This window comes from Microcoleus sp. (assembly GCF_049646505.1).
Classification (GTDB): Bacteria; Cyanobacteriota; Cyanobacteriia; order Cyanobacteriales; family Microcoleaceae; genus Microcoleus.
Genome location: NZ_JBARVX010000056.1, coordinates 1 through 13269, shown reverse-complemented (window position 1 = coordinate 13269; position 13269 = coordinate 1). Strand labels below are relative to the sequence as shown.

Genomic DNA, 13269 nt, shown 5'->3' with positions numbered 1-13269 from the left:
AAATTCGCCGCCACATCCACTCACACCCCGAACTCAGCGGCCAAGAATACCAAACCGCAGCCTATGTAGCCGGTGTTCTCGCATCCAGCGGAGTCCGCGCCATAGAAGGAATCGGCAAAACAGGAGTGCTCGGCGAACTCAAAGGCAACAGCAGCGAGTCCCGGTGGCTGGCAATTCGCACCGATATGGACGCTTTGCCGATTCAAGAACGCACAAACTTAGAATTTGCCTCCCGCAACGAGGGAGTGATGCACGCCTGCGGCCACGACATCCACACCACCGTCGGTTTGGGCGCAGCCATGATATTGTCTCAGCTAGAGGAAAAATTGCCCGGTCACGTCCGCTTCTTGTTTCAGCCGGCGGAAGAGATTGCCCAAGGTGCTCAATGGATGATTCAAGATGGGGCGATGCAAGATGTTGACGGTATCCTCGGAGTGCACGTTTTTCCGACGATTGCGGGCGGTTGTGTCGGTATCCGCCACGGGGCACTGACGGCGGCGGCGGATGACCTAGAAGTGATTGTAATGGGCGAATCCGGCCACGGTGCGCGTCCTCACGAGGCGATCGATGCAATTTGGATAGCTTCTCAAGTAATTACCAGTTTGCAGCAGGCAATTAGCCGGATGCAAAATCCTTTGAGGCCTGTGGTGTTGACGATCGGGCAAATTAGCGGCGGACGAGCGCCGAACGTGATTGCCGATCGAGTAAAATTATTGGGAACCGTGCGATCGCTCCATCCCGAAACCCACGAAAAACTACCGGCTTGGATCGAACAAATCGTTTCCAGCGTCTGCGCGACTTACGGCGCAAAATACGAACTCACCTACAAGCGCGGCGTACCCGGAGTCCAAAACGACCCAAAACTGACGCAATTAGTAGAAACAGCAGCTTTAGAAGCTTTAGGTCGATCGCGCGTCCAAATTTTACCAGAACCATCCCTCGGCGCCGAAGATTTTTCAATGTATCTAGAACACGCACCGGGAACCATGTTTCGCTTGGGAGTGGGGCTGGCTGACAAACCCAACTATCCCCTGCATCACCCGCAATTTGAGGTGGATGAAGCAGCTATTGTGACCGGCGCTGTCACCTTAGCCTATGCCGCCTGTCAGTATTGGAAACAGCAAGCAACTAAGTGATATCAAATCCTCTCTTCATCGGAATAGTAAATTAACTGTTGACTGTTAACAGTTAACAGCTAACAGCTAACATCATGTATGAGTGCAACCAGAATTGATACAATATCCTTGCCCTTAAATTACCCAAAATTAACATAGGTTCGCAGTCAGGAATTCAGTTTTTTTCCAAATTAGAGGATTGAAGTCAGAACGATCGCATTAATCTTGTTGTTATCAATCCACCAGACACGATATCAGTTACTGCAGTTTGGACAGTTTCAGGGCTGATCGTGGGAGGCTAGAAACCGGGTTTCTAGGAAATTGTGCGTTTAGTAGCGACAAATCTCCGAAGAAACCCGGTTTCTGAACTCGCGACTAGCCCAAGTATATTGGCCGATCTCCGGCAATTCCCCTCTCCGCAGCCGCCAAATGTGCTAACGTACAATCAAAACTCCGCAAATTTCAACTATCTGGAGACAGATAACTGTGTTCGCTCAAACACCTCCAACTCCAAGTTACAAATGGTTTAGCTGCCTTTCTCGCACTGTATTCGCCGCATTGTGCCTGTTGCCGATTTTGGGCGCTGCGGGAAACGCCCAAACTCCCCAAAATAGACTCATCAAAATTGGTGTGGTGCAGCGGTTTGGTACTAAAGCCACCGACAAACTGACGCTGAAAGCATTACCGGGCGACAGCTTAACATTAAGTTACAAAACTCCTCAAGGCACAGAAACCAAAACTGCTCCCAGCATCAAGCTAGAAATTGCCAATAAACCCCTGCAATCGCCATTAGTAGAAGAACGAGTTGTTCTGAGCTCTCACCGCAGTTTTGAAAGCGCAGAAGATAGCGCCAATCAGTGGCGCGCTAAGGGTATTGAGGTGGAAATTGCTCAACCTTGGCGCTGGCAAGTTTGGGCGAAAAGAGATATTTACAATTCTCCGATTGTGCGGCGCTGGCTGTTGCAAAGTTTGCAAGCTCAAGGTAACAAAACAGCTTTTTTAGAATCCAAAGTTATCAAACAAATACCCCAAGCATTTTGGATTTTAAATGGCTTTCGCTTCAACCGCAATGAGTTGGACGTGACGGCGGGCAAAAAGGCGATCGAGGTATTGGAACAAACTACCCAAGAGGCGACAGCTACCGAGCCAGAAAAAGTTCTCAAACAAACTCGCATTTATGGCGGGAGTTTGCACCTGCAAAAAAATTCTTACGGCACTTATACTTTAGTTAATGACGTGCTGATTGAAACTTATTTGCGGGGAGTAGTTCCTCACGAAATAGGGGCTTTTTCGCCTTACGCTTCGATTGTCGCTCAAACTATTTTAGCGAGAACTTACGCCCTGAGAAATTTGCGCCGGTTTGCTGTGGACAATTACGAGTTGTGCGCTGATGTTAACTGTCAAGTTTATAGAGGTTTGACGGAGGTTTACCCGCAGAGCGATAAGGCGATCGCCCAAACGAGCGGTTTGGTGCTAACTTACGAAAATCAGCTCGTAGACGCGCTCTATTCCGCGTCTAGCGGCGGCGTGACAGCGACTTTTGGCGATGTGTGGCACGGCCCAGAACGTCCGTATTTGCGATCGATCGTCGATTCCCCCAATAACGTCTGGAATTTGTCCCAGCAGAGCTTGTCTGACGAAAACAACTTCCGCCGCTTTATGACTCTGCAAAAAGGCTTTAATGAGGATAAAGAAGATACTTTCCGCTGGCGCGAACAAGTTTCTTTAACATCAATGGGTGCATTTCTCAAACAGTATCTTCAGAATAAAAAGCACCCGCTAGCTAATTTTAAAACTCTCACACAGGTAGATGTGGTGAAAAGGTCAGCCGCCGGTCGAGTTTTGCAAATGACGGCACAAACTGACTTGGGCCCGATTAATATCGAAAAAGATGAGATTCGCAATGCTTTTTACCCGCCGATCAGCACGCTTTTTTATCTAGAACCGATTTACAATCCAGACAAAACTCTCAACGGTTATGCTTTTGTCGGAGGCGGCTTCGGACATGGCGTGGGAATGAGTCAGACTGGTTCTTATAATTTAGCTAATTTGGGCTGGAGTGGCGATCGAATTCTGGGCTTCTATTTTCCCGGCGCTCAAGTTGTGCCGCTCAATGATTCCATTACATTTTGGCGCGAATAGTTGATTGAGAGCCGGCGGTGTCGCAGTATTTTAACGAAAAAACCCCGGTTTCTGAACGTAATTGAGATCGAACAGCTCAATTGCGAAAACCAGAAACCGGGCTATTTAGGATCGAAAACTTAATAACTTAAACACCTCCTAAAGTCCTCTCTCCCGTAAGTTGCCAGATCGAAGGAGCAAGAGGAGGCAGAGCCTCCGGATCTGCATTACCAGGCAGAGCCTGGTAACGAGCAATTGCTTAAGTTATTAAATTTTCATTCTTTAGCGCATCGCGCCTGTGAATCCTTTCTTAGTAGAGAGATTCTTCTTTGTGAGTTTCGATCGTACAATCAGACTTAGGATAGGCGACGCAGGTCAAAACAAATCCGGCTTCGATTTGGTCGTCATCTAAGAAAGATTGGTCAGATTGGTCAATTTCACCTGATGTGATTTTGCCGGCGCAGGTGGAGCAAGCTCCAGCGCGGCAAGAGTACGGGAGGTCGAGTCCTGCTTCTTCGGCAGCATCGAGAATGTAAGTATCGTCATCAACGTCAATGGTCTGGTTGATTCCTTCGGCTTCGCTGATGAGGGTAACTTTGTAAGTTGCCATGCACTAAATCCTCTCAAAAATTCAACAATATTGATAATTTTTCCTAATGCAACCTTCAAGGCTCTATTAGCTCTGAGATTAGCTCTTAGGTTCGTTCCCTTTATGATAGTAGGGGAAAGAAGCAAGCTTGCAACACTCATTTACAAAAAATTTGAATGGGATTAGTTATAACTTTTTCTAATTTCATCTTGATTGCTTATACCTATGCGGGACTCAGCCCTGTGATACTGTTGCGGCAAGACTTACGCAAAATAACCGGGTTTCTCTTAAAAATCCTGTTTTGAGCCCTACAGCCCAAAAACCCTTTTTTTTGCTGTGCGGTGTGTCGATCGACTTTCAGTCCGGCTTGCTTGAGTTTGTCCCCGCAGCCTAAAATTTTGGGCAATCAACCCTAACCCCCCTTACCGCAAGTCTGCAACTGGCTAAAATCTAAAATTCTATGACTCAAATTAATACTGGCTTTGGTTTTTCCTTAAATTCCCCAATTCGCGTCGGGATTGTCGGCACTGGCTTTGCGGCTAAGTTGAGGGCCGAGACGCTGGTAGCTGACGCGCGATCGAACTTGGTAGCAGTTGCGGGCCACAACCCGGAGACAACCGCAGCATTTTGTCAAACTTTCGGCGCTGAAGCTGCGGTTTCTTGGCGCAAGCTGGTTGAAAGAGACGATTTAGATTTGGTAATTGTCTGTACGGTGAACCGCGATCACGGGGCGATAGTCCTGGCGGCACTGGAAAATGACAAGCACGTTGTGGTGGAATATCCTCTATCTTTAGAACTATCTGAGGGCGAAAGGGCGATCGAACTTGCCGCCCAAAAGCAAAAACTCCTCCACATCGAACACATCGAACTCTTAGGCGGTTTGCACTCCTCAATCAAAGAATCTTTGCCCTCAGTCGGTAAAGTTTTTTATGCCCGCTACGTTACAATTACCTCTGTGCGTTCAGTACCCGATCGCTGGACTTTTCAACATTCCCTATTTGGTTTTCCCTTAATCGGTGCAATTTCTCGACTGCACCGATTTACTGATTTGTTCGGCGAAGCCACAAGCGTTAACTGTCAAACTCAATTTTGGGACACTCAGCCGGATTTCTACAAAGCTTGTTTGTGCAACGCACAGTTACGCTTTGCTAATGGCGTTCTCGCGGAAGCGGTTTACGGAAAAGGCGAGACTTTTTGGCAGTCGGAAAACATTTTTACCATCTACGGAGAAGCAGGAACGCTGATTTTCACTCCAGAATCCGGTCAATTAATTCAAGGAGAAAATCGACAAACCATCAAAGTAGGAACGCGGCGCGGTTTGTTTGCCAAAGATACCGAGGTGGTGTTAGACTGTTTGCTAAACGGTACGCCCTTGTACGTCAAGAATACAAGTAGCTTGTACGCTTTGAAGGTGGCGGATGCTGCGAGGCGATCGAGCGAAATCGGTCAAAAATTGGCGATCGACAATTCATAACTATTCCGATCAAACGGCGGTTGAAACTATGTTTATACAAACTTTCCTCTCTCTCAGAAGATTGAATCAAACAACGTAATTTCAATTGCCAGTGATTGAAGCAGCGGAAGCTAGTTTTATCTGTATATAGCAATCCTAAATCATTTGTGAATTTCTTACTCCCTCCCCTTACCAAGGGGAGGGTTGGGGTGGGGTAAAAATTTTACGACTCCTGCAAGGATTGCTATAGTAGCGGTATCAACCACCGAGCGTTATAGCCTTTCTAAAAAAAGTGAGGTATGCCTTATGCCCTATGCCCTATGCCCTATGCCCTATGCCCTATGCCCTATAGTACCTCCTATGAGATCACAGAAAGGCTATATCTTACCTAACAAATATATTAAAAATGAAATTACCCTGGAAATCTCATCAATTTGAGCCAGAAACAATCGGGCTAATTTACGGTTTTCTAGGCGTAGTTGGCTTCAGCTTGACACTTCCAGGAACCAGAGCCGCAGTACAGGATTTAGACCCTATTATTGTAGGTTTAGGGCGCGGATTAGTAGCAGCTATACTAGCAGCCTTTACTCTGCGGATAACGCATCAACCAATTCCCTCCAAACCGCAATTGTGGAGTTTATTAATGGTCGGATTGGGAGTTGTTTTGGGATTTCCGCTACTATCCGCTTGGGCAATGCAGCAAGTACCGGCCGCCCACGGTGCTGTGGTATTGGGATTGTTGCCCTTAGCAACAGCAGTAGGGGGAGTTTTGCGATCGGGCGATCGACCATCTTTTAGTTTTTGGCTTGCTAGTATCGCCGGGAGTCTAACCGTTGTTGGTTTTGGAATTATTACCGGCGCAGGGCAACTGCAACCCGCAGATTTAGCTTTATTTGCATCAGTCATTGCTGCTGCCTTTGGTTACGCCGAAGGTGGGCGATTAGCTAAAACTTTAGGCGGATGGCAAGTTATTAGTTGGGCATTGATAATTATCGCTCCCTTCGAGATTTTGCCTGCAATATTTGTAGTCATACAACATGGATTAATAGCTGCACCGACGGCATGGTTGGGTTTTGCCTATGTGAGTATTATCAGTCAATTTGTAGCATTTTTTGCTTGGTATCAAGGGATGGCTATTGCCGGAGTTGCCAGGGTAGGGCAAATTCAGCTATTGCAACCATTTTTGACTATTCTAGCATCGGCAATTTTGCTCGGTGAAACTATAGAACCGATCGCCCTAGGCAGCGCTTGTTTAGTTGTGATCTGTGTAGCAGTAGGGAAAAAAGCATCAATTCAGCAAGCAGCAGATTTATGATGCGAACTAATTTTTTTTGCAGCTTTTCAAAGCTTAAATTAGCTAAAGTGCAAGGCTGCACCCTACATTCATGTAATGCTGATATATCGAGGCTGATTTTTGACTCTACCGATCCAACTTTGAATTGCCGGAAACCCAGTCAAATTAAATCCGCCTTCGCCAGCAACGTGAGTGTAAGCAAATAAACCAATGTCAGCAATAGAATAGCGATCGCCTACAAAAAAGTCATTTTTTTCTAAATGCTGTTCCATCACCCCCAAAGCAGCATAACCCGGTGCTTGTTTTTGTTGAAGTGCTTCTTTGTATTCCTCAGCTTTTCCCAACACAGAAATCCAAAATCTGGAAGTTGCAATGTAAGGTTCGTGACTGTACTGCTCAAAAAATAACCACTGCATCACTTGAGCGCGTTCAAATTTATCGCTGGGAAAAAACTCAGTTTTTTCGCTCAAGTAAAACATAATTGCATTCGATTCAAACAGAAACTTACCCGGTGCAATCTCTAAAACAGGAATGCGCCCGTTAGGATTTTTGACCAAAAATTCGGGTGTCCGGCTTTCTTTTTGGAGAATATTAATTTCAGTGCGATCGAACGGAATATTGAGCTGAGTTAAAAGCAAGCGAACTTTATAGCAATTGCCTGACGGAGAATATTCGTAAAGTTTAAACACGAGTCTTGAGAAAATTTTATGGTGTTAAATCATATCATAAATTCATTGAATTTAGGCACAATTATAGCGGTTTTCAAGAAACTGAGGTACGCCCAATGCCCAATGCCCTGTTTGCCCAATGCCCAATGACCTGTTTGGCCAATGCCCAATGACCTGTTTGGCCAGCGGCACTTCATCTTTCGCTCGAAATGCTATAGTTAACTGTTGTTTGCTAAAATTATTTAGACGGCTTTGGGCGATCGCCAAAACCAGCCACTTCAGCCAGCGTATAAAGCGGCCTCCCCTTCACCTCCTCGTAAATCCGCCCGATATACTGACCCAAAATCCCAATACTCACCAACTGCACCGCACCCAAAAAGAAAATTGCCATAATGATAATTGTTAAACCAGTTAATGCTGCACCAGGAGAGAAAAGACGCCAGTACAAAACCAAAAAAGCCATTAAAACAGACACCAAAGCCGAAAATAAACCCAGATAAATCGAAAGTTGCAGGGGAACAGTTGAAAAAGACACTAAACCGTTCATCGCCAAAGCAAAAGATTTGCTGAAGGTATACTTAACATCGCCAGCAAAACGCGGATCTCGTTCAAACTTAACAGCAGTTTGTTTGAAACCAATCCAAGCGCGCAGTCCCCGAATATAACGGTTGCGTTCGGGCAGGGCATTGAGCACATCCACCACGCACCTATCCATCAAACAAAAATCTCCCGTATCTAGGGGAATATCAACATCAGCAAGATTCCGCAAAATGCGATAATATATATAAGCTGGAAACCGTTTAAACCAACTTTCTTGACGGCGATGAGTGCGCTGGGCATAAACAACTTGATACCCGCTCCGCCACTGTTCTATCATATCTAAAATTAGCTCTGGCGGGTCTTGCAAATCGCCGTCCATGATGACTGCAACTTGACCAGTAGAAAAATTCAAACCAGCAGTTACAGCTATTTGGTGGCCGAAATTGCGGGCAAAACTGAGGTAACAAATTCGCGAGTCTTGTTCGTGCAATTCTCGCAAAATTTCGAGAGAGCGATCGCGGCTGCCATCATTGATTAAAATTAATTCTACTGGGCCGTCCAGGCGCTCCATCACCCCGCTTATTCGCCGGTACAATTCAGGGAGGTTTTCTTCTTCGTTATAAATGGGAACAATCAAGGAATACTTAGGTGTATGGTTCATCGCAGTTTCGGTTGAAAAAATAGATTTTTAATTTTTAAATCAAGAGTGGATTTTTTGTCAACAAACACGCTGGTGGCTTCAATGGACAGCTTCGGCGTGCAATTTTTCTGCTTGAGTCTGGGAACAGCCACTTACAAATACTTAGGAATGAAAATTTAATAACTTAAGCGATTGGCTCGTTACCAGGCTCTGCCTGGTAATGCAGATAGGCGAGGCTCTGCCTCTCTTTACCCCTAAGCTTCTGGAGAGAGAGAAGTGTGGCAGATGTTTAATTTATTAAATTTTCGTTCCTTATCTATTTTTTTTCATTCCCGCAATAAAAGGCTAAATAAGATTGACTTAAGCCAAGCGAAATTATCTGTTATCATATATGTTTAGCCCAACTAAAAAAAATACAATTATCACCCATCGATTCAAAACTGCATGACAAATTCTAACGTTCTGTGGCAAGCAAATCAAGACTTAAGCGAAGCTTGTCTGCAACATCCGTTTGTTAGAGGTATTGCTGACGGCAGCCTTGCTCAAAAGAGTTTTGCATATTACGTTGCACAAGACGCATTTTTTTTGGAAGCGTTTGCCCGCGCTTACAGTATTGCTGCGGCAAAAGCACCAGACTGGGAGGGGTTTGAAATTCTCCACAATCTCGGCAGCGGTGTTTTAGAAGAACTTCGCTTGCATCAAGGATATGCAGCCAAATGGGGTGTAAATTTGCCAAATACAAAGCCGGGAATTGCTACCCGCCGCTACACTGATTTTTTATTAGCGACAGCCTGGGGAAGCGGTGCAGGTTTGACGGTAGCGGCGATGACTCCTTGTTTGCGATTGTATGCTTTTTTGGGACAGCAGTTAGCTAAGCCTAAGATACCGGAACACGCCTTTAGCGACTGGATTTCTACCTACAGCAGCCCTGAGTTTGAGATTTTAGCAAAACAAGTGGAAAGTTTGGTCGATCGCTATGCGGACACAGGGCCAGAAGTAGAAGCAACCTACCGCTACGCCATGCTGTGCGAAAGAGACTTTTTTCAGGCAGCTTGGGAAATAGAGTAAATTAAGTTGATGCAAAAGATGTTTAGATCGATCGCCCCCAAGCTACCCGCACCCAACCCGCAAATCGCACGGAAACCTAGAGCATAAATATACCAAATAATCCGACCGACAAACAAGCATTGCCCAAAACCAACACAAGTTTACTGATAGTAAATATCTGTTGCCCGGGTTCGCATTGCGAGGGCTATCAGCTCCTAAATTTATGAATTAAAAAGCAGATAGAAGGCAACAGAAATTCATCAAAAGTAGAGCGGGACTGCTAATTTTAACGTCCGAGTTTATTTGGAATCCCTTCGCAGCCGCCGGGAATAGTCTCTCTCGACTTCGAGCCGCACCAAGCGCAGCAGTAATAGCGCTGTTCATCTGAGAGTCGCTTGACAGCGGTGAAATCAGCGCGTTCGACAACCGCGCCAGTATATTCGCCCGTTTCATAGTTGGCAAATTCGGTACGGCTGCGGGGAGATGCCGTTTCTGCCTTGCCGTAAAATAATTTCGCGGCTCTGAGATCGGCGCGAGCAAGATTGGCATCGTACAAGACAGCGCGCGCGAGGTTGGCTTTGACTAAATCGCACTTGCTGAGATTGGCGCGGACGAGGTTGGCTTCGCTCAAATCAGTCCACCGCAAATCGCTGCTAGCCAGGTCAGCACCCGCTAACATGACATTGAGATCGATAACGCGGATGCCGTGATCTCTGTCTTCTGCGTAGCCGCCGTCGCCGTCAAGGATGGCGCGGCCCAAAAGCCGATCGCGCTTCAGAGGAGTCACCAATCTCGACTGGGACAAAAACCGCAGAATCTTCGCTTTACCTTCAGCATCCACACTGCTCATAATCGCAGCGGTGCGGCCTTCGGCGATCGCCCTTTCCTGGGGCCAATCTTCCAAAAACCCCTGTTCGTCCAGCGCTAAATCGGAAACCCCTTGAAAATAAGCATCGATCGTTTGCTGCTGCGTAATTCGATTTTGCTGAATCGTCAAATCTTTCGAGATCACGTACTGCCGCCAAGCCACATAAACGCCCAAAATTGCGATCAAAATTTGGCCCAAAGCGCCGATTAACTCGCCCAGAGCTCCGATAGCGTCCCAGTTGATTTGGATGTTGCGGCTTCCGGGTTCAGTATTAGTACCGCTGAGCATCAGCAAGCCAACAATCCCAGCTAAAAGCCCGAAGCAGGCGACGATTAGCGTGCGCCAAGTCGGCGGGATTACCTGCGACCAGATTTTGCCCCAACTCGGCCACATCAGCCGCAGGGATATCCCGATCGCACCAATCGCCCCGATTAAGCCCAGCAAAATATTGTCGTTGGCGAGCCCAACAATCATCGCTACGATCGACCCCAGCGTCAGCACTGACCCCGACATCTCAGCAGTTGTTTGGGTCGGCTGCGACGGCGACGCAAAAACCTTGCGGGTTGGAGTCGTCGAGGGCTGCGGTTTTTCCGGTTCTGCAGCAGCAACGATTGTCGCGGGTTCAGGCGGCGCAGGAGGGATTGCACCGTTAGGACTTTCTACAGTCACGTTAGATTCCCCGGGATTGGGTTGAGCAGAGTTTGGTTCTGGTGTCATGCGTTGAGGCAAATTCTAATTTTTGGCCGGTCATTAAAACGATTTTAACGAACTAAGCATAATTCTAGATAGAATTACAATAGAAATATCCATTAATTACACTCAAAGAGGTAACATATTATGACCTTGGTACTCCCGAATCTGCAAGAAAAACAAATGGGTCAAGTAATCACTACAATCACCGTCACGAATCGCATCGATCGAGTTATGGCCGAACGGGGATTTATTTCTGCTGAGGAAGTTCGCTCTGTCAACCTCGATAACGTTGTTGTCGATACCGGAGCAACTCTGCTTTCTTTGCCAGCTCCCATTATTAGCCAACTAGGCTTAATACAAGTAGGAGAAAGAGACGTAGAAACATCGGCTGGCATCAAAAAAGGTAGAATTTTTGCCGACGCTCAAATTATTGTAGAGGGGAGAGAAGGCAGATTTGATTGTTTAGAGTTACCCGAAGGTGTTTCGGCTGTTTTGTTGGGCGTGATTCCAATGGAAGAACTAGGCCTAGAACCAGATTTGAAAAATCGACGGTTGCGAGTATTGCCCATGAACAACCAGCAAACATATCTGATGGGTTAGTCGATTCGTTCGCAGTGAGGACTTTAGTTTTTATTCAAAATTTCCTAAGCAACGACTAAAGTTTTAACTACTAACTCTTTTCATTAACGGTATTTACATACATTTAGCGAACAGAATAAGCCTTGAACAAATACAAACCAACTGTCGCAAATATCAAAACAATTATCCCTAAAAGCAATTCCATACTAAATTTTTGAGCGTTGCCCAAAGCCACAAGAATTTGTTGCCGCACCACAAAGGCAAACAGCCAGCAAATCTCCGCTTTCAGCCAAACCAAAAGGCTTCTGGCTAGGAGATATTGTCGGCGCGCATTTTCTTCGGTAATCCGTACTGGATAATTAAAAGTATGCGGATAGCGGGATGCGGCAGTGGAAACCGCAAAAATCATCGCAGCCACCGCCGGCAGTATCCAGATTGTTACCCTGTCGCCCCAACCATCAGGCTGCCCGGAAAATCCGAAATGAATCGGAATTCGATCGGGCAAAACAGCCCAAAATTGTACGATCGGCAAAACAGCAAGCACAATCGCGATCGCCCCGGCGAACTCTACCGCCAAATCAGCAGGAGACATCCCCAGAGAAATAATCGGCCGTTGGTTTGGTGCATTTCCAGTCATGGCTACTTAAAATTAGATTAATATTGAAAATAATAGTATTGGTTTCAATTTCATCCCCAACAGCTTTCGTTGGGGATTTCCCAACATTTCGCGAGGTTTTATGACGGCTCAGGTTTTGGTGGAAAAGAAAAAGTTAGAAAAACCGCCCCTAACAATACACACTTTAGGCGATCGCGTCCTGCGGCAGCCAGCAAAGCGTGTCAGCAGCGTTGATGCAGAAATTCGGCAGCTTGTCCGAGAAATGCTGCAAACCATGTACAGTGCCGACGGCATCGGCTTGGCAGCCCCCCAAGTCGGAGTCCACAAACAAGTAATTGTCATCGACTGCGAACCCGACAATCCCGCGATACCTCCATTGGTTTTGATCAACCCCACCATTAAAAGTAGCAGCAGCCAACTCTGCATCTTGCAAGAAGGGTGTTTGAGCATTCCGGGAGTGTATTTAGAAGTCAAACGCCCAGAAGTCATTGAAGTGTCCTACCGCGACGAATTCGGCCGCCCCCAAACACTCAAAGCTCAAGACTTGCTGTCTAAGGTGATCCAGCACGAAATCGATCATCTCAACGGAGTGCTGTTTGTAGACAGAGTAGAAAACAAGCTCGCATTGAATGAAGAATTAGTCAAGCAAAAATTTTCGCCCAAGGCAGTAAAATCGATATGATGGCAGGAACTCCAAAAAGTGGTTTATTGTTAGCTCTTTCGTGCATCACTGCGATCGCGGCTGTCGGCTCTATATTTGAGCTGTCTTCGGGAGAAGCTCAACTCGGCAATGTATTTACTGGCATCATCCTCGCCCTCAGCGTACCGCTAACAGGGGTATTTTTCTATGCCGCCGTTCAGGATGCTAAAGCAAATCTATAGGTAGAGTCATTAGTCATTGGTCATTAGTCATTGGTTATTGGTTATTGGTTATTAGTTAGTTGTTAGTTATTAGTCATTAGTTGGTAGGGGCGGTGCCCCCGTGCCCGCCCTTAGTTATTGGTTATTAGTTATTGGTTATTACTCGGAATCTAAAATTTCATAAC

Annotated in this window: 13 protein-coding genes; 8 read left to right on the top strand and 5 right to left on the bottom strand. The window is 46.3% G+C overall.

Translation table 11 applies throughout. From position 1 onward, the window contains the following. The first annotated feature begins 2 nt into the window (after positions 1-2). Both WBA89_RS02970 and WBA89_RS02965 read left to right on the top strand, forming a co-directional pair. Positions 3-1136 carry a M20 family metallopeptidase gene (locus WBA89_RS02970; protein WP_424403937.1) on the top strand — a complete coding sequence of 378 codons (1134 nt, stop codon included), beginning with the start codon at positions 3-5 and terminating at the stop codon, positions 1134-1136. Between the two features lie 465 nt (positions 1137-1601). Next, positions 1602-3257 carry a SpoIID/LytB domain-containing protein gene (locus tag WBA89_RS02965; RefSeq protein ID WP_424403935.1) on the top strand — a complete coding sequence of 552 codons (1656 nt, stop codon included), beginning with the start codon at positions 1602-1604 and terminating at the stop codon, positions 3255-3257. Between the two features lie 289 nt (positions 3258-3546). Here the strand turns inward: WBA89_RS02965 and WBA89_RS02960 are convergent, their stop codons facing one another. After that, positions 3547-3846, bottom strand: a complete 300-nt coding sequence (locus tag WBA89_RS02960) for a ferredoxin (protein WP_194065023.1) — start codon at positions 3844-3846, stop codon at positions 3547-3549. Positions 3847-4285: 439 nt separating this feature from the next. On the opposite strand from WBA89_RS02960, the gene WBA89_RS02955 reads away from it, so the two are divergent. Together WBA89_RS02955 and WBA89_RS02950 are read left to right on the top strand one after the other, a co-directional pair. After that, a complete protein-coding gene (locus WBA89_RS02955; RefSeq protein ID WP_424403933.1) occupies positions 4286-5299 on the top strand; it encodes a Gfo/Idh/MocA family protein in 1014 nt (337 codons plus the stop codon). A gap of 385 nt (positions 5300-5684) precedes the next feature. Next, positions 5685-6593: a DMT family transporter gene (locus WBA89_RS02950; protein WP_424403931.1), complete on the top strand. Its 909-nt coding sequence runs from the start codon at positions 5685-5687 to the stop codon at positions 6591-6593. Between the two features lie 68 nt (positions 6594-6661). Here the strand turns inward: WBA89_RS02950 and WBA89_RS02945 are convergent, their stop codons facing one another. Next, a complete protein-coding gene (locus WBA89_RS02945; protein ID WP_424403929.1) occupies positions 6662-7261 on the bottom strand; it encodes a glutathione S-transferase family protein in 600 nt (199 codons plus the stop codon). Between the two features lie 217 nt (positions 7262-7478). Further along, positions 7479-8441: a glycosyltransferase family 2 protein gene (locus WBA89_RS02940; protein WP_424403927.1), complete on the bottom strand. Its 963-nt coding sequence runs from the start codon at positions 8439-8441 to the stop codon at positions 7479-7481. A gap of 423 nt (positions 8442-8864) precedes the next feature. On the opposite strand from WBA89_RS02940, the gene WBA89_RS02935 reads away from it, so the two are divergent. Then, the gene (locus WBA89_RS02935; RefSeq protein ID WP_424403925.1) at positions 8865-9488 is read left to right on the top strand and encodes a TenA family protein; all 624 of its coding nucleotides are present in this window, start codon (positions 8865-8867) and stop codon (positions 9486-9488) included. A 265-nt stretch (positions 9489-9753) separates the two neighbouring features. On the opposite strand, the gene WBA89_RS02930 is transcribed toward WBA89_RS02935, so the two are convergent. After that, positions 9754-11052 carry a pentapeptide repeat-containing protein gene (locus WBA89_RS02930; protein WP_424403923.1) on the bottom strand — a complete coding sequence of 433 codons (1299 nt, stop codon included), beginning with the start codon at positions 11050-11052 and terminating at the stop codon, positions 9754-9756. 120 nt (positions 11053-11172) lie between these two features. Here WBA89_RS02930 and WBA89_RS02925 point away from each other — a divergent pair, with 120 nt between their 5' ends. Beyond that, complete coding sequence (locus WBA89_RS02925) at positions 11173-11628, top strand: aspartyl protease (protein ID WP_424403921.1); 456 nt, start codon at positions 11173-11175, stop codon at positions 11626-11628. A 103-nt stretch (positions 11629-11731) separates the two neighbouring features. On the opposite strand, the gene WBA89_RS02920 is transcribed toward WBA89_RS02925, so the two are convergent. Next, positions 11732-12244, bottom strand: coding sequence for a DUF1648 domain-containing protein (locus WBA89_RS02920; RefSeq protein ID WP_424403919.1), 513 nt, complete (start codon positions 12242-12244; stop codon positions 11732-11734). 100 nt (positions 12245-12344) lie between these two features. Here WBA89_RS02920 and def point away from each other — a divergent pair, with 100 nt between their 5' ends. Together def and WBA89_RS02910 are read left to right on the top strand one after the other, a co-directional pair. Then, on the top strand, positions 12345-12905 hold the full coding sequence (def, locus tag WBA89_RS02915; RefSeq protein WP_424403917.1) for a peptide deformylase: 561 nt from the start codon (positions 12345-12347) through the stop codon (positions 12903-12905). Then, on the top strand, positions 12905-13105 hold the full coding sequence (locus WBA89_RS02910) for a hypothetical protein (protein WP_424403939.1): 201 nt from the start codon (positions 12905-12907) through the stop codon (positions 13103-13105). Before def ends, WBA89_RS02910 begins: the two co-directional genes overlap by 1 nt. The last annotated feature ends 164 nt before the right edge of the window (positions 13106-13269 follow it).

Excerpts from the sequence above, each read along its gene's own strand:
- WBA89_RS02935 (WP_424403925.1), top strand. The coding sequence starts at position 8,865 with ATGACAAATTCTAACGTTCTGTGGCAAGCAAATCAAGACTTAAGCGAA.
- WBA89_RS02920 (WP_424403919.1), bottom strand. The coding sequence starts at position 12,244 with ATGACTGGAAATGCACCAAACCAACGGCCGATTATTTCTCTGGGGATG.
- WBA89_RS02925 (WP_424403921.1), top strand. The coding sequence starts at position 11,173 with ATGACCTTGGTACTCCCGAATCTGCAAGAAAAACAAATGGGTCAAGTA.
- WBA89_RS02950 (WP_424403931.1), top strand. The coding sequence starts at position 5,685 with ATGAAATTACCCTGGAAATCTCATCAATTTGAGCCAGAAACAATCGGG.
- WBA89_RS02960 (WP_194065023.1), bottom strand. The coding sequence starts at position 3,846 with ATGGCAACTTACAAAGTTACCCTCATCAGCGAAGCCGAAGGAATCAAC.
- WBA89_RS02930 (WP_424403923.1), bottom strand. The coding sequence starts at position 11,052 with ATGACACCAGAACCAAACTCTGCTCAACCCAATCCCGGGGAATCTAAC.
- WBA89_RS02955 (WP_424403933.1), top strand. The coding sequence starts at position 4,286 with ATGACTCAAATTAATACTGGCTTTGGTTTTTCCTTAAATTCCCCAATT.
- def (WP_424403917.1), top strand. The coding sequence starts at position 12,345 with ATGACGGCTCAGGTTTTGGTGGAAAAGAAAAAGTTAGAAAAACCGCCC.
- WBA89_RS02940 (WP_424403927.1), bottom strand. The coding sequence starts at position 8,441 with ATGAACCATACACCTAAGTATTCCTTGATTGTTCCCATTTATAACGAA.
- WBA89_RS02910 (WP_424403939.1), top strand. The coding sequence starts at position 12,905 with ATGGCAGGAACTCCAAAAAGTGGTTTATTGTTAGCTCTTTCGTGCATC.